The sequence below is a fragment of the Kribbella sp. NPDC048928 genome (assembly GCF_043197975.1).
In the GTDB taxonomy this organism is placed as follows: Bacteria; Actinomycetota; Actinomycetes; order Propionibacteriales; family Kribbellaceae; genus Kribbella.
The window spans coordinates 356,370-373,596 of record NZ_JBICUC010000001.1 but is presented as its reverse complement, the minus strand read 5'-3'; the positions used below and the strand labels follow the sequence as shown (position 1 = coordinate 373,596).

15 protein-coding genes are annotated in these 17,227 nt (G+C 69.5%); 6 read left to right on the top strand and 9 right to left on the bottom strand.

The window, feature by feature from the left end:
• Nucleotides 1-121 precede the first annotated feature (121 nt).
• The 5 genes from ACGFI6_RS01685 to ACGFI6_RS01665 are packed head-to-tail and all read right to left on the bottom strand — an operon-like array spanning nucleotide 122 to nucleotide 5,458.
• On the bottom strand, nucleotides 122-1,594 hold the full coding sequence (locus tag ACGFI6_RS01685; RefSeq protein WP_393114422.1) for a sulfatase-like hydrolase/transferase: 1,473 nt from the start codon (nucleotides 1,592-1,594) through the stop codon (nucleotides 122-124).
• Nucleotides 1,591-2,601 (bottom strand): aliphatic sulfonate ABC transporter substrate-binding protein, encoded by a 1,011-nt coding sequence (locus tag ACGFI6_RS01680; RefSeq protein WP_393114419.1) that lies wholly within the window; start codon nucleotides 2,599-2,601, stop codon nucleotides 1,591-1,593. The genes ACGFI6_RS01685 and ACGFI6_RS01680 overlap by 4 nt, the downstream gene beginning before the upstream one ends.
• Before the next feature lie 10 nt (nucleotides 2,602-2,611).
• Entirely contained in the window at nucleotides 2,612-3,424 is an 813-nt protein-coding gene (locus tag ACGFI6_RS01675) for an ABC transporter ATP-binding protein (RefSeq protein ID WP_393114416.1), read from the bottom strand.
• Nucleotides 3,421-4,209 (bottom strand): ABC transporter permease, encoded by a 789-nt coding sequence (locus ACGFI6_RS01670; protein ID WP_393114414.1) that lies wholly within the window; start codon nucleotides 4,207-4,209, stop codon nucleotides 3,421-3,423. Before ACGFI6_RS01670 ends, ACGFI6_RS01675 begins: the two co-directional genes overlap by 4 nt.
• Complete coding sequence (locus ACGFI6_RS01665) at nucleotides 4,193-5,458, bottom strand: ROK family protein (protein WP_393114413.1); 1,266 nt, start codon at nucleotides 5,456-5,458, stop codon at nucleotides 4,193-4,195. The genes ACGFI6_RS01670 and ACGFI6_RS01665 overlap by 17 nt, the downstream gene beginning before the upstream one ends.
• 179 nt (nucleotides 5,459-5,637) lie before the next feature.
• On the opposite strand from ACGFI6_RS01665, the gene ACGFI6_RS01660 reads away from it, so the two are divergent.
• Nucleotides 5,638-7,098, top strand: a complete 1,461-nt coding sequence (locus ACGFI6_RS01660) for an FAD-dependent monooxygenase (RefSeq protein WP_393114411.1) — start codon at nucleotides 5,638-5,640, stop codon at nucleotides 7,096-7,098.
• A gap of 2 nt (nucleotides 7,099-7,100) precedes the next feature.
• Nucleotides 7,101-7,757 carry a GDSL-type esterase/lipase family protein gene (locus tag ACGFI6_RS01655; protein WP_393114409.1) on the top strand — a complete coding sequence of 219 codons (657 nt, stop codon included), beginning with the start codon at nucleotides 7,101-7,103 and terminating at the stop codon, nucleotides 7,755-7,757.
• 3 nt (nucleotides 7,758-7,760) lie between these two features.
• On the opposite strand, the gene ACGFI6_RS01650 is transcribed toward ACGFI6_RS01655, so the two are convergent.
• Nucleotides 7,761-8,546: a hypothetical protein gene (locus ACGFI6_RS01650; RefSeq protein ID WP_393114407.1), complete on the bottom strand. Its 786-nt coding sequence runs from the start codon at nucleotides 8,544-8,546 to the stop codon at nucleotides 7,761-7,763.
• Nucleotides 8,547-8,686: 140 nt separating this feature from the next.
• On the opposite strand from ACGFI6_RS01650, the gene ACGFI6_RS01645 reads away from it, so the two are divergent.
• Both ACGFI6_RS01645 and ACGFI6_RS01640 read left to right on the top strand, forming a co-directional pair.
• On the top strand, nucleotides 8,687-9,631 hold the full coding sequence (locus ACGFI6_RS01645; RefSeq protein ID WP_393114405.1) for an ATP-binding cassette domain-containing protein: 945 nt from the start codon (nucleotides 8,687-8,689) through the stop codon (nucleotides 9,629-9,631).
• Nucleotides 9,628-10,371, top strand: coding sequence for an ABC transporter permease (locus ACGFI6_RS01640; protein ID WP_393114402.1), 744 nt, complete (start codon nucleotides 9,628-9,630; stop codon nucleotides 10,369-10,371). The genes ACGFI6_RS01645 and ACGFI6_RS01640 overlap by 4 nt, the downstream gene beginning before the upstream one ends.
• Here ACGFI6_RS01640 and ACGFI6_RS01635 read toward each other — a convergent pair.
• The 3 genes from ACGFI6_RS01635 to ACGFI6_RS01625 are packed head-to-tail and all read right to left on the bottom strand — an operon-like array spanning nucleotide 10,355 to nucleotide 14,851.
• A complete protein-coding gene (locus ACGFI6_RS01635; RefSeq protein WP_393114400.1) occupies nucleotides 10,355-13,477 on the bottom strand; it encodes a BTAD domain-containing putative transcriptional regulator in 3,123 nt (1,040 codons plus the stop codon). The genes ACGFI6_RS01640 and ACGFI6_RS01635 overlap by 17 nt on opposite strands.
• A gap of 19 nt (nucleotides 13,478-13,496) precedes the next feature.
• On the bottom strand, nucleotides 13,497-14,381 hold the full coding sequence (locus tag ACGFI6_RS01630; protein WP_393114398.1) for an alpha/beta fold hydrolase: 885 nt from the start codon (nucleotides 14,379-14,381) through the stop codon (nucleotides 13,497-13,499).
• Complete coding sequence (locus tag ACGFI6_RS01625) at nucleotides 14,378-14,851, bottom strand: iron chaperone (RefSeq protein WP_393114395.1); 474 nt, start codon at nucleotides 14,849-14,851, stop codon at nucleotides 14,378-14,380. Before ACGFI6_RS01625 ends, ACGFI6_RS01630 begins: the two co-directional genes overlap by 4 nt.
• Before the next feature lie 201 nt (nucleotides 14,852-15,052).
• On the opposite strand from ACGFI6_RS01625, the gene ACGFI6_RS01620 reads away from it, so the two are divergent.
• A complete protein-coding gene (locus ACGFI6_RS01620) occupies nucleotides 15,053-15,568 on the top strand; it encodes a cupin domain-containing protein (RefSeq protein WP_393114393.1) in 516 nt (171 codons plus the stop codon).
• Complete coding sequence (sigJ, locus tag ACGFI6_RS01615; RefSeq protein WP_393114391.1) at nucleotides 15,569-16,513, top strand: RNA polymerase sigma factor SigJ; 945 nt, start codon at nucleotides 15,569-15,571, stop codon at nucleotides 16,511-16,513. It begins immediately after the preceding gene.
• Nucleotides 16,514-17,227: the final 714 nt, after the last annotated feature.

Genomic DNA, 17,227 nt, shown 5'->3' with positions numbered 1-17,227 from the left:
CGGCTGCGCGCCCGCCTCCCGGCGCGCGCCCCGCGCGGGGCGGGTGGGTCGGCCCGCCCCCCCCCCCCGCGGGGGGGGGGGGGGGGGCGGGGGGGCCCCCCCCCCCCCCCCCCCCACGACCTCATTCGTACGTCGACTCGTCGAGGCCGCTCAGGCTGGGGTCGTAGGTGACCTCGCCGACGTCGTACATGGAGGTCATCCAGTGGTAGAAGTTGTCGCCGCGTTCGCGCAGTACGGTGTAGAGCCGTCGTAGCATCCGGGACCGTACGGCGGCCTGCTCCGGGTGTTCGTACACGTTGAGCAGCTCGTCGGGGTCGAGCTCCAGGTCGTACAGCTCGTTCACCGAGTCCGGGTTCACCACGAGCTTGTACCGATCCGTGCGCAACATCCGTTGTGGATAAGGGAAATGATGGCCGTGGAACTCGCACACGATGTCGTCGGCCCACTCGACCTGCTCGCCCGCAACGAGCGGCAGCAGGCTGCGCGAATCGGTCGCCTGCTTCGGGTCGGCGCCCGCCAGGTCGAGGATCGTCGCCGTGCAGTCGAGCAGACTGACGAAGTTCCGTACGACGCCGGCCGGCTGACCCGGGACCCGCAGCAGTCCGGGCGTGCGGTAGATGTCCTCGTACATCGCAGGGCCCTTGTCGTGCAGGCGATGTGAGCCGGTGAACTCGCCGTGGTCGCAGGTGAAGAACACCGCGGTGTCGTCGGTCAGCCCGAGCCGCTCCATCGCCGCGAGCACCCGTCCGATCTCGAAGTCGATCAGCGCGACGTAGCCCTGGTAGATCGCGATCAGCTTCCGCGTGGTCTCGATCGGCATCGTGTCGAACGTCCAGTGCGCGCTGTAGTTCTTCTGCACCGGCGGCTTGCCCTGGAACGTCTCGGCGATCGACCGCGGCAGCTCGACGTCCGCCGGATCGATCAGGTCGAAGTACTCGTCGGGGAGGATGTACGGCAGGTGCGGGCCGAAGAAGTTCAGTGCGAGGAAGAACGGTTCCCCGGCGTACTGCTCGAGCATCTCGATCGTGCGGGTGGCGAGATAGTGCTCGAACGTCGCCTCCACCGGCTGGTGCAGGCGCGCGGCGAGCAGGTTGCCCGGGCCGCCGTTCGGCAGCGTCCCGCGGATCCGGTCCGAGATCTCGTACGGCGGGAAGCCGTTCTCCTCGAGGTACGCCAGGTAGTCCGGATGATCGACCGGGTTGTGCCAGCCCGGCAGATCCGGACCGTCGAAGCCGAAGTCACCGGCCGATTTGTTGGTGCCGACATGCCACTTGCCGATCAGACCGCAGTTGTACCCGCGGTCGCGCAGCGCCTGCGAGAACGTGAACGTCCCCTCGCCGAGGTCCTCGAGGTAGCCGACGTTGCGCTCGTAGTTCGCGAGCAGTTTGTGCCGGAACGGCGCCTGCCCGGTGAGCAGGCTGGCCCGGGCCGGCGTACAGATCGCGGTCGGTGTGTACCACCGGTCGAACCGGGTCCCGGTCCGGGCCAGCTCGTCCAGGTTAGGGGTCGTCCCCAGCTGGTTGCCGTAGGCACCGAGTGTGTCGACCCGGTGCTGGTCGGTCATCAGGAACAGGATGTTCTTCGGTTCGCTCACTTCTTCGCCGCCGCCGTGGTGAACAGGTCACCGGTGTAGTACGTCTTCGGATCGACCTTCGCCTTGAGCTTACCGGCCTGGACGAAGTAGTCGGCCATCCCGTTCAGCCACTTGTCGATCGTGCCGTCCTTGGTCTTGGCGTCCAGCTCGTCCAGCGACAGCACCTTCACGTTGCCGGCGTCCGCCTTCACCTGGTCGACGGGCAGATTGAGCATCTTCGCGGTCAGCTCGATCGACTTGTCCGCGTTCGCGGAGCGGTATGCGATCGCGTCCCGCAGTACGGCGATCGTCTTCTCGGTCTTGTCCTTCTGACCGGACACGACGGCGTTGCCGGCCACGAACGCGGTCGGGAACGACACCTGGGACTCGAAGTCGGAGTTCTTCGCGAGCTCGGTCAGGTCCGGGACCTGCTTCTTGATGGTGCCGATCGCCGGGTACCAGAACCCCGCGGCGTCGATCTTCTTGGACGCGAACGCGGACACGATCGTCGAGGCGTCCATATTGACCACCTTGAGGTCCTTCTTGGTCATCCCTGCCTTCTCCAGCGCGAGGGTCAGGATCATGTCGCCCGACGTCCCTTCCGGTACGCCGACGGTCTTGCCGCGGAGCTGGTCGATCGACGTGGTGCCGGACCGCGCGATCACCCGGTCCGCGTTGCCGAGGGTGTTGATCGCGACCACCTTCGCCTGCCCGGAAGCCGGCAGCCAGAACGCACCCGGGCCGATGTAGCCGAAGTCGAGGTCGCCGGTGCCGAGTGCCTGGATCTGCAGCGGACCGTTGGTGAAGACCTTGGTGTTCGCCTTCAGACCGTGCTTCTGCCAGAGCTTCTGGTCCTTCGCGATCGCCAGCAGACTGGTGCCGTTGTAGTCGGCGATGTAGCCGAAGTTCACCTCCTGCAGGGGACCGCCGTCGGCAGCCTTGTCGTCGGAACCGCCGCAACCGGCCAGGGCGAGGGTGAGCGCAACTGCTCCGGCGGCCAGCGCCGTCAGTCTGCGTGTCAGGGTCATCAGGAAGTCCTTAGGATCGAGCCGTCGCGGGCGACGGCAGAGTTGTTGCGGAGTCGGCGGCCGTGCGGCCGTCCTGGTGGTAGACGGAGTGCCAGACGCGGTTGCGCAGCTCGGCGAACTCGGCGCTCAGGCGGAACTCCTCCGACCGTGGGTACGGCAGGTCCACGTCGATCACGTCGTAGATCCGCCCCGGCCGCGCGGCCATCACGACGACGCGGTTCGCCAGGAAGACCGCCTCGTCGACGTCGTGGGTGATGAACAGGACCGTGCGCTGCTCCTGGCTCCAGGTGTCGAGCAACTGCTCCTGCAACTTGACCCGGGTGAGTGCGTCCAGCGCTCCGAACGGCTCGTCCATCAACAGGATCGACGGATTCACCGCGTACGCCCGCGCGATCGCGCAGCGCTGCCGCATGCCACCGGACAGCATCTTCGGCAGCGCGTCGGCGAACTCGCTCAACCCGACCAGCTCGATGAAGTGCTCGGCCCGTTCCCGCCGCTCCTGCTTGCGGACGCCGGCCGTCTTGAGGCCGAACTCCACGTTCTTGCGCACGGTCAGCCACGGGAAGAGTGCGTACTGCTGGAAGATCACGCCACGCTCCGGGCCAGGACCTGACACCGGTACGTTGTCGACGAGCGCCTGCCCCGAGGTCGGCTCCTCAAGCCCGGCGAGGATGTTCATCAGCGTGCTCTTGCCGCACCCCGACGGGCCGACAACGGTGATGAACTCGTTCGCGGCGATGTCGAGCGAGACCTGGTCGAGGGCGGTGAACATTTCTTTGCCGAGGGCAAACGTCTTGCTCACGGACCGGACTGAAATCTTCATCGGCGCTCCTGCCATCCGGTGAGTCTGCGTTCGGCCGTGAGCAGTACCCGGTCCATCAGCAGGCCGAGGATGCCGATCGAGATCAGGCCGACGAAGATCGTCGGCAGGTCGTAGTACAGCTGCGCGTTCTGCATCCGGAAGCCGAGGCCCTGCTGGGCGGCGATCAGTTCCGCGGCGACCAGCGTGGCCCAGGCCGAGCCGAGCCCGACCCGCATCCCGACCAGGATGAACGGCGTCGATGCCGGTACGACGACCCGCGCGAAGATGCCGGCGTCCTTCGAGCCGAGCACCCGGGCCGCGTTGATCAGCGTCTTGTCGACGTTGACGACGCCCTGGAACGTCGAGATCACGCAGGCCAGGAACGCGGCCAGGAAGATCACGAAGATCTTCGGCGCCTCGCCGATCCCCATCAGTACGATCGCGAGCGGGATGATCGCCAGCGGCGGCACCGTACGGAAGAACTGGATCCACGGCTCGATCAGTCCGCGCAGGACGGCGTACCAGCCCATCAGGAAGCCGACCGGGATCGCGACCGCGGTGCCGAGCGCGAAGCCGATCAGCACTCGCAGCAGGCTCGCCAGGACGTCCTTGCCCAGCGTGCCGTTGGCGATCAGGGTCCCGGCCTGCGAGACCACCTCGGGCGGGGTGGGCAGCTTGAGCCCGGCGAGCGCCAGGATCCACCACAACGCGATGCCGAGGGCGATCGAGACGACGTTGAGCAGCAGAGGAAGACCGGCCGTCCGCGTACGTGTTCGGCGGACTGCCTGGTCAGTGAGTACGGCCATCGGCCACTCCTTGGATCTCGGTCGGCCGCACGCGGGCACCGGAACCGGCGGGTGCCGGCGTCTCCGGGTAGCCCGCGAGCAGCGGCGAACGGTGGAAGACGGCGGCGAGCGCACCGAGCGCTCCGTCGTCGTCGGACAGATGTGCTGCCCGGACGCCGGGCGACGGGGCGCCGGGGAAGAGTTCGGCGGCGACCGCGGCCTTGGCCCCGTCGACGATCGCGGGTGCGATCCGGCTGATCTCACCGCCGATCACGATCTGGGCGGGGTTCAGCGCCATGCCGATCGCGCCGAGCACCCGCCCGAGCGCTGCGGACGCGTCGCGCAGGACGCGGTCGGCCACCGGATGCGAGCGGGCGACGGCGCCGGTGAGGTCGTCGAGGCTCTCGACCGCGAGGCCGCCGGCGCGGCAAGCGGCCAGGATCGCGGGGACGGATGCGATGGTTTCTAGGCAACCGGTCTTGCCGCAGCGGCAGGCGTCGCCGTCGGCCCGTACGGTCACGTGCCCCAGCTCGCCGGCGAGCCCGGCCGAACCGGAGACCAGTCGGCCGCCCACCACCAGGCCGCCGCCGACCCCGTCGGACAGGCGGACGTAGAGCAGGTTCTCGATCGCGCTGCCGCCGAACGTGGCCTCGGCGAGCGCGGCCAGCCGGGTGTTGTTGTCCACGATCACCGGGGCGCCGAACCGTTCGCCGAACGCCTCGTCGACCGAGGCATCGTGGAACGCGTCGGCCGCCGCCCGGTGCGATGGGAAACCGCGGACGCCAGGCTTGCCCGAGTACGGGCCCGGAACCCCGATCCCGAGCCCCTGCAACGCACCGTAGTGGACCCCGTACTGCGCGCTGAGCCGCTCGAGCAGACCGAAGGCCACCTCGAGCCGGGTCGGCCAGTCGACGCGGTCCGCGTACCGGTCCGAACCGGACGCGACGATCTCGTGCGAGGCGTCGGCGACGACTACATGGACCCGGCGATGACCGAAGTCCACCCCCATGAACTGCCCGGACGCCGGATCCAGAGCGAGCCGCTCCGCCGGACGGCCGCTGCCCTCACGGTCTGCCGCGTCGGTGTCGATGACGACGAGCGCGCCGCGCTGCAGCAGGCTGCCGGTGATCTCCGACAGGGTCGTACGGGACAGCCCGACGGCCCGCGCGATCTGGTTCCGGCTGAGCGCACCCTGCTCGCGCAGCACCTGGAGGACCCGCTCCTCGTGGGTCCTCCGTACCAGCGCCTGTACTCCGGTCTGCGTCTGCACCCTCGCGACGCTAGGAACCCGGAATTTTTCCGTCAACCCTCCGACGGAATTCGACTGGGTCACGGAGGCGATCCGGAGCCGGCTGCGACAGGGCTGTCACAGCGGCGTGTGCGCTCCACGTGCGGCCGTCTTGTGAGCGTGGAGCCAGACACAGATGAGGCACGGAGAGGAGATCGCTTGTGTATGACGTCGTGATCGTGGGGGCCGGACCGGTCGGGTTGTTCCTGGCGTGCGAGGTGGGGCTGGCCGGCGCATCGGTGCTGGTGCTCGAACGGGAACCGGAGGGACGTTCGCCGTGGCGGGCGCGGCCGTTGGGGATGCGCGGGCTGTCGCCGGCGTCGGTGCAGGCGTTCGGCCGGCGCGGGTTGCTGGCTGCGTTGCGGTCGGCCGCGGAAACGGACGAGGACGGGGGCGCGGGCGGTGGCGCGGTCGGTCCGCGCCGGGGAGGGCATTTCGCCGGGATCATGGTGGACGGGTCGGGGATCGAGCCGCCGCCGTACCAGCTGGAGAGTTCGTTGCCAGGGATGATGCTGACGAGCCTCGAGGCGGTCGAGGGCGTGCTGGCGGAGCGGGCCGCGGAGCTCGGGGTCGAGGTGCAGTACGGCGCGTCCGTCACGGACGTCGCTGTGCACGACGATCGCGTGGTCGTACGGGCCGGGGAGCAGGAGTACGCGGGGCGCTGGGTGGTTGGTTGCGACGGGGGCCGGAGCACGGTCCGGGGTCTGGTCGGTTTCGACTTCGTCGGGACGGAGCCGCAGTTCACCGGGTACGCCGTGCTGGCGACGGTCGGCGGTCCCGGGACGTTGCAGCCCGGGTTCAACCTGACACCGACCGGGATGTACATCGTCACGCAGACCCCGGGACATGTCGCGATGCTCGACTTCGACGGTGGCGCGTTCGACCGCTCGCAGGAGTTGACGCAGGAGCATCTGCAGTCGGTACTGCGCCGGGTGTCGGGCGCCGACGTGACGCTGACCGACGTACAGCTCGCGTCGAGCTTCACCGATCGGGCGATGCAGACGACGACGTACCGGAAGGGACGCGTGCTGCTTGCCGGCGACGCCGCGCACATCCACGCGCCGCTCGGCGGGCAAGGCCTGAACACCGGGCTGGGCGACGCGATCAATCTCGGCTGGAAGCTCGCCGCGGTCGCGCGCGGTGATGCGCCGGAGCGGTTGCTCGACACCTACACCGCCGAACGGCATCCGATCGGCGACTGGGTGCTCGACTGGACCCGCGCGCAGGCCGCGGTGATGAAGCCGGGCCCGAACGCCGCGGCGACCCAGCGACTGATCCGCGATCTGCTGCAGACCGGTGACGGGGCCACGTACGTCTACAGCAAGCTGTCCGGCCTCGCGTTCCGGTACGACGTCGGCGACGAGCACCCGTTGTCCGGCCGGAACGCACCGAACTTCGAATTCGACGACGACACCTGTCTCGACAACCTGATGCGGGACGGCGACGCCCTGTTGCTCGACTTCACCGGCGAGGTGAAGGATCCCGGCGGCCGGATCCGGTACGTCGCGGCCCAACCGGTTGACGATCTCGGGCTGACGGCCGTACTGCTGCGTCCGGATGGGGTTGTTGCCTGGGCCAACGATCCGTCGACTCTCGATGCTGCGCTGGAGAGGTGGTTCTGACGATGGCGATCACACTGCGAGCCGGCAGCACCGTGATGTTCACCGGCGACTCGATCACCGACTGCCAACGACTGGAGAGCGAGGACGGCCTCGGCTTCGGCTACCCGCTGCGGATCGCGGGGGAGTGGGGGCTGCGGCACCCCGAGCGGTCGGTGACCTGGCTGAACTCGGGGATCGCGGGCGACAAGGTGATGGACCTGGAGGCGCGTTGGCAGGCCGACGTGCTCGACGTACGGCCTGATGTGGTGTCGATTCTGGTCGGGATGAACGACGTCGGGTGGCACACGTACGACCCGGACGGATATCTGGCTCCGGTGGAGGAGTTCGCGGCCGGCTACGAGCGGTTGCTGGCCCCGCTCGCCGAGGCCGGTAGCCAATTGGTGCTGATCGAGCCGTTCCTGTTGCCGATCGCGGCCACCATCGAGGTCGGTGCCGCACAGGTCGGCGTCGAAGGACGGCGGAAGTGGCGTGCGGAACTGGATCCGCGGATCCAGGTCGTTCGCGAACTGGCGCAGCGGTACGGCGCGGAGTTGCTGGCTGCGGACGGGATGTTCGCGGGGCTTGGTGGTCGTCCGGAGCATTGGTCGGCCGATGCGGTGCATCCGACGCCGGCCGGGCATGCTGCGCTCGCCGCGGCTTGGCTCCGGCTGGTCGAGTGAGGTTCAGGCGGGCGACACGGTGATGTTCCCGCCGTGAGTGCGCGCCCGGACAGTGACGGTGCGGGCGACCGCGGCGCCGCGGCCGGTGGCGGTGCCGGAATCAGGGCCGGAGTCAGTGCCGGTGGCGGTCGCGGCGCCGGAGTCACTGGCGGCGTCGGCGTCGGTGGCGGTGTCTGTGCTGGTGCCGGGGGTGTGCTGGTTGTCGAAGATGCGGCCGATCGAGGCGCGGGCGTCGAGGTCGGCCGTCGTACCCGCGGGAACGCCGATCGCGATCTCGCCGGTCGCGGTGTACAGGTCGGCGGTGCCGGTGCCGAGCACGCCGACCCGGATGTCGCCGTTCGCCGTCCGGGCATGGACCTCGGCGCCGGCCGTGCCGACCGTGATGTGGCCGGTGGCGGACTTGGCGCGGAAGTCTCCGGTGACGGCGCCGACCCGGATGTCGCCGTTCGCGGTCTTCAGCTCGCAGGCACCGACCCGTCCGTCCACCACGTACGTACCCTTCGCGGTGTAGCCCTGGAGATCCGAGCCGGCCGGCAGTTCGATCAGTACGCCGACCGCGCCGTATCGCTTACTGAACACCGAGCGCAGCTTCGGGTGCTTGACCTGCAGCCTTCCGTAGCTGAAATCGACGACCACGTCCGCGGCAGCCTTCACGTCGAGGTCCCAGTTCGGGTCGACCGGACGGACCTCGACGACGGTGTCCGTCCGGTCGGTCGCGCGGACGGTGATGTCGCCGAAGATGATGTCGACGGCCGCGGTGATCGGCGCCGGGGTGGTGAATGTAGGCATCTGACTGCTCCCTCAGGTGTCGGTACGGACAACTCTGGCCGCGCGTCCTGACAAGGCACTGCGATCGCGGCTGACACGGGCCCGCCGCCGTGGCGGCCCGGTGTCAGGTGCGTGTCAGGGCCGCTGCCGAAGGTGGTTCCATGACAACTTCGGCGATCGCGGTCACAGGACTGCGCAAGGCATTCGGCGACAAGACCGTGCTCGACGGGATCGACCTCGACGTCCCCGCGGGAACCGTCTTCTCCCTGCTCGGCCCGAACGGCGCGGGCAAGACGACAACAGTCAACGTGCTGACCACGCTGACCAAGGCCGACGCCGGTACGGTCCGGGTGGCCGGCCACGACGTCGCGGCCGACGCGCAGGCGGTCCGCTCCTCGATCGGCGTCACCGGCCAGTTCGCGGCCGTGGACGAACTGCTCACCGGCCGCGAGAACCTGCAGCTGATGGTGGACCTGAGCCGGCGGTCGTCGAAGATCGACAAGCGGATTGTTGACAATCTGCTGAAGCGGTTCGATCTCGCGGAGTCCGCGGACAAGCCGGCGGCCACGTACTCCGGCGGCATGCGCCGCAAGCTCGACCTGGCGATGACCCTGGTCGGCGACCCGCAGATCATCTTCCTGGACGAGCCGACCACCGGTCTGGACCCGCGCAGCCGGCGGACCATGTGGACGATCATCCGCGAGCTGCTCGCCGACGGCGTCACGATCTTCCTCACCACGCAGTACCTCGACGAGGCCGACGAGCTGGCCGACCGGATCGCGGTGCTCGACAAGGGCCGGTTGGTTGCCCAGGGCACCCCGGAGGAGCTCAAGCGGCAGATCCCCGGGACCCATGTCCGGTTCCGGTTCGGCTCGGTCGAGGACCTCGGCACCGCCGCGCAGCTGCTGCCGGACTCGACCCGCGACGACGACGCGCTCACCCTGCGGGTCCCCAGCGACGGCAGCACCCGCTCCGTCCGCGAACTGCTCGACCGGCTCGACGAGTACTCGCTGAACGCGGACGAGTTCTCCGTCAACACCCCTGACCTCGATGACGTATTCCTCGCCCTGACCGGCCATGACACCGCGGAGGTAGTCGCGCCATGAAGAACCCCTCGATCGTGATGCTGCGCCGCAACTTCAAGCACATCGCACGAAACCCGATGACGGTGTTCAACGCCGTCCTGATGCCGGTCGTCGTGATGCTGATGTTCGTCTACGTGTTCGGCGACGCGTTCAACGTCGGCGTCGACTACGTCGACTACTCGACACCGGGACTGATCCTGCTGGCGGTCTGCTACGGCCTCGGGTCGGTGGCGGTGTCGGTGAACTCCGACGCCACCAAGGGCATCATCAACCGGTTCAAGGTCATGGATGTCCCGCGCAGCGCCGTACTGACCGGCCATGTCGTCGCGAGCGTACTGACCAACCTGCTCGCCGTCGCGGCGATCATCGGCCTCGGCTTCGCGCTCGGCTTCAGCCCGTCGGCGGGTTTCCTCGGTTGGCTCGCCGTGATCGGCATCATCCTGCTGCTCAGCTTCGCGGCCGGCTGGCTGACGATCGCGATGGGCCTGGCGGCGAAGTCCCCGGAAACCGCAGGCTTGGCCTCGTTGCCGCTGGTGATGCTGCCGTTCTTCAGCAGCGCGATCGCACCGACCGACAAGATGGGCCCGGGCGTCCGGCAGTTCGCGGAGTACCAGCCGTTCACGCCGATCATCGAGACCCTGCGCGGCTTGCTGAACGGTGCGGTACCGCACAGCTCGCTGTTCCAGGCGCTCGCCTGGTGCATCGGGATCGGCGTCGTCGGCTACGTCTGGGCGACCCGTACGTTCACGAAGCGAGCGTGATCTCGACCAGTTCCCGCCAGCTCGCCTGCCGTCCTTCTGCGGTCGCCTCGGTGAATCGCTCCACACCGAGGCGACTGCGGGCTTCCTGCTCGATCCGGACCAGGTCCGGGTTCGAGCGATCGGGCAGACCGCGGACGACGGCACTCGCAGCAATCAGTCGCGCGGCCTGCTCGTCCTGCCCGGTGCGCAACGCGAGATCCGCGACGCCGATCAGCATCTGTGCGATACCGAGCGGGTGTTCGGCCGCGGCCGCCGCCTGGAACGCGGCGCTGCGGTGCTCCCAGGCTTCTTCGATGTCCTCGGCCAGGTAGCCGAGCAAATCCTGGGTCAGCAGTCGCAGGTTGGCGCGGTCGGCGTCGGTCTCCGACGCGGCGGCCGCCTCGTCGAGCTGCCGGCGTACCTCGTCGGCATCACCGCGCCAGTGCGCGAGCTCGGCCTTCGACAGCGCCAGCTCGACCAGAGCCTCCGGCCACGCTACCCGCTCCGCGTATCGCTGGGCCTCGGTGATCGCCGCCGCGCTCGCGTCCTGGTCGCCGGCCAGCCAGTACAGCTGGGCCTGCCGCGACCGCATCCGTACGACATCGTCGATCGCGCCGACCTCCTTGACGACGACGATCGCCTGCTCGTAGTACTCGCAGGCGGCCGCGAAGTCGCCGCGAACCGCGACCCGGTCCGCGAGCTCGGTCAGCGCGAACGACATCCCCCAGCGTTCGCCGATCGCCCGGAACTCCTCGAGCGCCGCCGCCAGCGACTCGTCCGCCTCCAGATCGCCGTCGCCGAGGACGATCCGCATCTTCCCCATCTGCAACCGGGCCAGCGCCCGGACCCACGGATCCTCGTCGCCCAGCATCGGCTCGAACGCGGACCTGAACGCGCCAGGCCCTTGCAGCAACCGTTCCAGAGCAGGCGCGAGCCGTACGGCGGGATGCGCCGCGTGCCCCCGCTGACTCAGCTCGTACGCCTTGTGGATCCACTCTTCCGCGGTGGTCTCGTCCCGCCCGCGTCCCGAGGTCATGAAGCCGGTGACGAACGCGTACACCACAGCCAAGGCCTCATCGTCGACCTCGCCCGGCACCTTCGGCGTCGCCAGCAGGAACTCGTGCCCCTCGACCTTGTGACCTGCCAGCCACCAGTACCAGCCGGCCACTGCCCCCAGGTGCGCAGCACCGTTCGCATCGCCGGCCGCGAGCGCACCCCGCATCGCCGCCGCGATGTTGTCGTGCTCGGTCTCGAGGATCGCGAGCCATTCGAGCTGCTCGTTGCGGCGCAGATGCGGGTCCGCGGTCGCGGCGAACTGGGTGAAGTACGCGAGATGAGTACTGCGGGCCAGGCCGGTCTCGCCCGCTTCGTCGAGACGCTGCTGGGCGTACTCCTTGATCGTGCCGAGCAGCCGGTACCGCGGCGCACCCTCGTCCTTCGTCACGACCAGCGACTTCTCGGTGAGCGAGGTCAGCAGGTCGAGGACCTCCCAGGACTCCACGTCGTCGCTGGCGCAGACCCGCTCGGCCGCCTCCAGACTCGCGCCGCCCGCGAACACGGACAGCCTGCTCAGGACCGAACGCTCGGCGCCGGAGAGCAGCTCCCAACTCCAGTCGACCATCGCGCGCAGCGTCCGGTGCCGGGGGAGCGCCGTACGGCTGCCGCCGGTGAGCAGACGGAAACGGTCGTCGAGACGCGTGGCGAGCTGCTCGAGAGACATGGTGCGCAGCCGCGCCGCGGCCAGCTCGATCGCCAGCGGCATCCCGTCCAATGCCCGGCAGATCCGGGCCATCGTCGCCGGGTTCAGGTCGAGATCCGCGCGGACGGCGCGCGCCCGGTCCTGCAGCAGCCGAACCGCCGGCGACGCGCCGATCTCGGCGAGGGCGGCGGATTCTGTTGGCAGCGCCAACGGTGCGACCGGCCAGAGCGCCTCGCCGGTGATACCGAGCGCCTCGCGGCTGGTGGCGAGGATCCGCAGCCGCGGGCATTCGCCGAGGACCCGGTACGCGAACTTCGCGGCCGAGTCGATCACGTGCTCGCAGTTGTCGAGGATCAGCAGCATCGCCCGTTCGCGGACGGCCGCGATCACCCGGTCGGTCGGGTCGCTGTCCGGTACGTCGCCGAGCAGCGCGTCCCGCAGCGCCAGCGCGCCGAGCGTCGCCTGGGCCACGTCCCCGTCCGCCCCGATCGCCGCGAGCTCGACCATCCACGCGCCGTCTGGCAGATCCCGCAGCATCGTCCGCGCGGTCTCGGTCGCGAGCCTGGTCTTGCCCGAGCCGCCAGGCCCGATCAGCGTCGTCAGGCGGTGCTCGGCGATCAGGGCGCGGACGCCGGCGATGTCCGCGTCCTTGCCGACGTACGTCGTGAGTTCCTCGCGCAGGTTCGTGTTGCGCCGCTCGTCCCGCCGTACGAGCTCGCCGCGCAGCAGCGCCACGTGCAGTGCGGCCAGCTCGGGTGAGGGGTCGACGCCGAGCTCGTCGGCGAGCGTTTCGCGGGTGCGCTCGTACACACGGAGCGCCTCGGTGTCGCGACCGGACGCGACCAAGGCGCGCATCAGCGCGGCGACCAGGCGTTCGCGCACCGGGTGCGTGGCGACCAGGTCGGTCAGCTCGGTGACGAGTTCGGCGCCGTTGCCTAGCACGATCTCGGCGTCGTACCGGTCCTCCATCGCGGTCAGCCGCAGCCCGTCGAGCCGCGTCACAGCGGCGTCGAACGCGCCGCTCTCGGTCAGCCCGACGTCCTGCATCGCCGGCCCGCGCCACAACGCGAGCGCCTCGCGCAGCAGCCGGACGCCCTGCGGATCCTGATCGGTACGCGCCCGCGTGACCAGCCGCTCGAACCGTACGGCGTCGACATCGTCCGGATCGAGCTGCAACCGGTACCCGTCCGTGTGCCCCTCGACCGGCAGCACCTTGCGCAGCCGGGACACCAGCCGCTGCAACGCGTTAGCGGCGTCCGCGGGCGGCTGCTCACCCCAGATCCAGTCGACCAGCGTCGCCTTCGGCACCACCCGGCTCGCGTCGAGCGCCAGCGCGATCAGCAGCGCCCGCAGCCGCGCTCCAGGCACGTCGACGATGCGCCCATCGCCGGCCCGTACCTCGAACGGTCCCAACATCCCGATCTGCACCCAGCAGATCTTGCCACGCTCAGCCGTCGACTTCCCCCACAGCGGCGATCACGAGGTCCGGGCGGTCGATCTGGAGGTAGTGGCCCGAATCGGGCACGACCTGGTGGCGGCCGTTGCATTCGGTGGCCACCTGCTCCTGGGTGGTGATGACCAGGGGAGTCCACTCGGGCGCCCGGCCCTTGGTCGCGGTCAGGAGCACGACGGGGATCGGCGGCCAGACCGCCTTTGCCCGGTGGGCGACGAGTTCGTCGACGTGGTCGAGGATCATCGGCAACTCGTCGAGGTACGTGAAGAGCTGCTCATCGGTCCGTACGTAGGAGAGACAGGCATCGACGAGGGCCGTACGGGTGCTGTTCGTGGTGTGCTCGGGCAGGTGCTGGGCGACGTCGTCCGCAAGCTCGCGGGCGGAGTCGAGGAGCTCTTGGAGCCGCGGGTCTGCTGCGGGGGGTTGCTGCCGGTCGGGATGTTGCATCGGCTCGTCGTCCCGCCAGTACCGCTCGTGCGACGGGTCGAGCAGCACCAGACCGCAGACCAGATCGGGCCGCTCCCAGGTCGCGAGCTGGGCGAGCAGTCCACCCCAGCTGTGGCCGACGACGATTGCCGGGCCGACCTCTTCCAGTACGGCGATCAGGTCGCTGATCTGCAGGTCGAGCGTGAGGAGCGGCGCGGGATCGCTGGCTCCGTACCCGGCGCGGTCGTAGGCGATCACACGATGGTCGGGCCCGAGTCCCTGGAACACCGTGGCGAACGCCGCAGCCGGTGACATCGCGCCGGCCTCGAGCACCACCGGCGTACCGGTGCCGGCCTCGATCCACCGAAGCATCCTCCCGCCGCGGTCCAGTTCGTTGCGGGTGACGGGGAGTTGGGTCAGCGTACGGAACGCATCAGCCACCGGGTCCGTCACGATCGGCCGGCCGCCTTCTTCACCAGGGCGACGATCTGTTGCTCGACGTCGGGCGTGAGCTCGAGCAGCGCGTACGAGGTCGGCCAGAAGTCGCCGTCGTCCAGCTGTGCCGGCGGGTTGAAGCCGAACGTCGCGTAGCGGGCCTTGAACTTGGCCGCATCCTGGAAGAAGCACACGATCTTGCCGTCCTTCGCCCAGCCCGGCATCCCGTACCAGAGCTTCGGCGTGAGATCCGGCGCGATCTGCGGGATCAGCTCGTTCAGCCGCTCCGCGATCACCCGGTCTGCGTCCACCATCCCCGCGATCTTCGCCGCCTGTGCCTCCGCCGGGTCCTCCTTGCTCTTCAGCTCCTTGGCGTGCTCCTTCATCGCGTCCCGCTCGGCATCACTGAACCCGTCGTACGACTTCTTCGTGGTGCTCGCACCCTTGGTACTGGTGCTCTTGGCGCTGGTGCTCTTCGCGGTGGCCATCGGAGTTGCCCTTCTGCTGGTCGTTACCCCAAACCTTAGGAGCCGGGCACCCCCGCGCGCTTCTTGATAACTGATCGATCGGCCGTCGGAGCTGGACGTGACGGCGGTCACGTTCCAGGCCGTCACGAACGGCGCCGCCTGCCCGGTCAGGTGGGCAGAACAACCCGCACAACAACACACAGAGCAACCCTGGAGGTAGACATGAAGGCGGTCCTGACCCGCGGCGCCGAGGCCGAACGGCTCGGTGAAGCACCGAACCAGACCTGGCTGATCGCCGACGCCGAGCACACCGACGGGATCATGAACGTCGTCCGTACGACGCTCGGCGCCGGTGTCGACGGCCCACCGCCGCACTTCCACAAGCAGTCGCCGGAGATGTTCTACCTGCTCGACGGCGCGCTCCAGATCCTGGCCGGCGACCAGGTGCTGACCGTGACGAAGGGCGACTACCTGCTGGTGCCGCCGCTGATGCACCACGCCTGGGGTACGCCGATGGACACCGGCGCCGACGTACTGATCGTGAAGGCCCCCGGCAACAGCCGCTTCGAGTACTTCCGGCTCGGGGATCGCATCCGCAGGGGCGAGGCGTCACCGGCCGAGGTGCTCGCGACCGCCGACCTCTTCGACAATCATTTTGTTGACAATCCGACGTGGCGCCAGGAGCTTGCCGACCGCAACGGCGCGCGGCAGCAGCTCGTCCCGTTCCCGGAGCGATGAATGACAATCGAGGTCGTGGACAACGTCGCAGTGTTCGAGCAGCAGCGACGCCGGTTGTTCGGGATCGCGTACCGAATGCTCGGCGAAGCCTCAGAGGCCGAGGACGTCGTACAGGATGCGTACCTGCGCTGGTCGGGCCGCGCGGACGCCTCCGAAGACGACCGGCAACGCACTGATCGAAGCAACCGGGGTGCCGCGGCGGGCCCAGCGGAGGTGGAGAGACCAGCCGCCTGGCTGACCACCGTCGTCACCAACCTCTGCATCAACCGCCTGACCTCCGCCAGAGCCCGCCGAGAACGGTACGTCGGCCCGTGGCTCCCCGAACCGGTTGCCACGGGCAATGACCCCCTCGACGCCGTGGAGCTGAAGGACACCATGTCGCTTGGCTTCATGGTGCTGCTCGAGAAGCTCACCCCGCCGGAGCGAGCGGTGTTCGTCCTCCGGGAGGCCTTCGGCTACACCCACCGCGACACCGCAGAGGTCCTCGCCGTCGACGAGGCACACGCGCGACAGCTGTACCACCGCGCGCTCGCCCGAATCGGCGCAGACCGCACCCGCTTCGAGGCGCAACCCGCCGACGGCACCAAGCTCGTCGAGCGCTTCATCGCAGCAACCGTCGACGGCGACGTCGAAGGCCTGGAAGCGCTCCTCAGCGAAGACGCCGCGATCTGGGCCGACGGCGGCGGCAAGGCAATCGCCGCCCGCGAACCCATCTTCGGCCGCTCCAACGCCGCCCACTACCTAGCCGGCCTAGCCGCCGGCCCCCGCGCCCAAACCGCCCACCTGTCCATAGCCGAGGTCAACAACACCCCCGCAATCCTCGTCCACGAATCCGGCACCCTCACCGCCGTACTAGTCCCAACCACCCACAACGGCGCCATCACCACCATCCAAGCAATCCTCAACCCCACCAAACTCACCCACCTACGAACCCACCTCCAATAACCACCCCACACTCACCACCACCCCACCCCCGACTCTCACCACCCCGCACCCACCACCACCCCCACACCGACTCTCACCATCCCGCACCCACCACCTGCCACCCGCGCCCGGTCCAGCGCCTGCGACAGCACGCCTACCACCGCACGCCCGCCACGGCACGGCACGGCACGGCCCGGCCCGGCCCGGCCCGGCACGGCCCGGCCCGGCACGGCCCGGCCCGGCACGGCCCGGCACGGCACGGCCCGGCACGGCCCACCGTCCCGCGGCTGCAGGCCCGCGCAGTCAGCACCCCGTACCCATCACAGGAGCCTTCCCCGCCGCTGCAGCCCCGCGCGCCAGCCACCCGCGCGCCAGCCACCCGCGCGCCAGCCACCCGCGCGCCCGCCACCCGCGCGCCCACCGCCCCGCACCCACTACCTCGCGGCTGCAGCCTCGCGCGCCGACGACTCAGCGCCCACCACCAAGCGCCTACCAGCGAGCGCCCCCACAGCGCAACCCACCTAGCGGCTGCAGTCCGTGAGCCCACCGCCGTGAGCCCACCTCCGTGAGCCCACCTCCGTGAGCCCACCTCCGTGAGCCCACCTCCGTGAGCCCACCTCCGTGAGCCCACCGCCGTGCAGCCCACCGCCGTGCAGCCCACCGCCGTGCAGCCCACCGCCGTGCAGCCCACCGCCGTGCAGCCCACCGCCGTGCAGCCCACCGCCGTGCAGCCCG

Coding starts and splice junctions, on each gene's coding strand:
- ACGFI6_RS01680 (WP_393114419.1), bottom strand. CDS start 2,601: ATGACCCTGACACGCAGACTGACGGCGCTGGCCGCCGGAGCAGTTGCG.
- ACGFI6_RS01675 (WP_393114416.1), bottom strand. CDS start 3,424: ATGAAGATTTCAGTCCGGTCCGTGAGCAAGACGTTTGCCCTCGGCAAA.
- ACGFI6_RS01670 (WP_393114414.1), bottom strand. CDS start 4,209: ATGGCCGTACTCACTGACCAGGCAGTCCGCCGAACACGTACGCGGACG.
- ACGFI6_RS01655 (WP_393114409.1), top strand. CDS start 7,101: ATGGCGATCACACTGCGAGCCGGCAGCACCGTGATGTTCACCGGCGAC.
- ACGFI6_RS01650 (WP_393114407.1), bottom strand. CDS start 8,546: ATGCCTACATTCACCACCCCGGCGCCGATCACCGCGGCCGTCGACATC.
- ACGFI6_RS01645 (WP_393114405.1), top strand. CDS start 8,687: ATGACAACTTCGGCGATCGCGGTCACAGGACTGCGCAAGGCATTCGGC.
- ACGFI6_RS01640 (WP_393114402.1), top strand. CDS start 9,628: ATGAAGAACCCCTCGATCGTGATGCTGCGCCGCAACTTCAAGCACATC.
- ACGFI6_RS01625 (WP_393114395.1), bottom strand. CDS start 14,851: ATGGCCACCGCGAAGAGCACCAGCGCCAAGAGCACCAGTACCAAGGGT.
- ACGFI6_RS01620 (WP_393114393.1), top strand. CDS start 15,053: ATGAAGGCGGTCCTGACCCGCGGCGCCGAGGCCGAACGGCTCGGTGAA.
- sigJ (WP_393114391.1), top strand. CDS start 15,569: ATGACAATCGAGGTCGTGGACAACGTCGCAGTGTTCGAGCAGCAGCGA.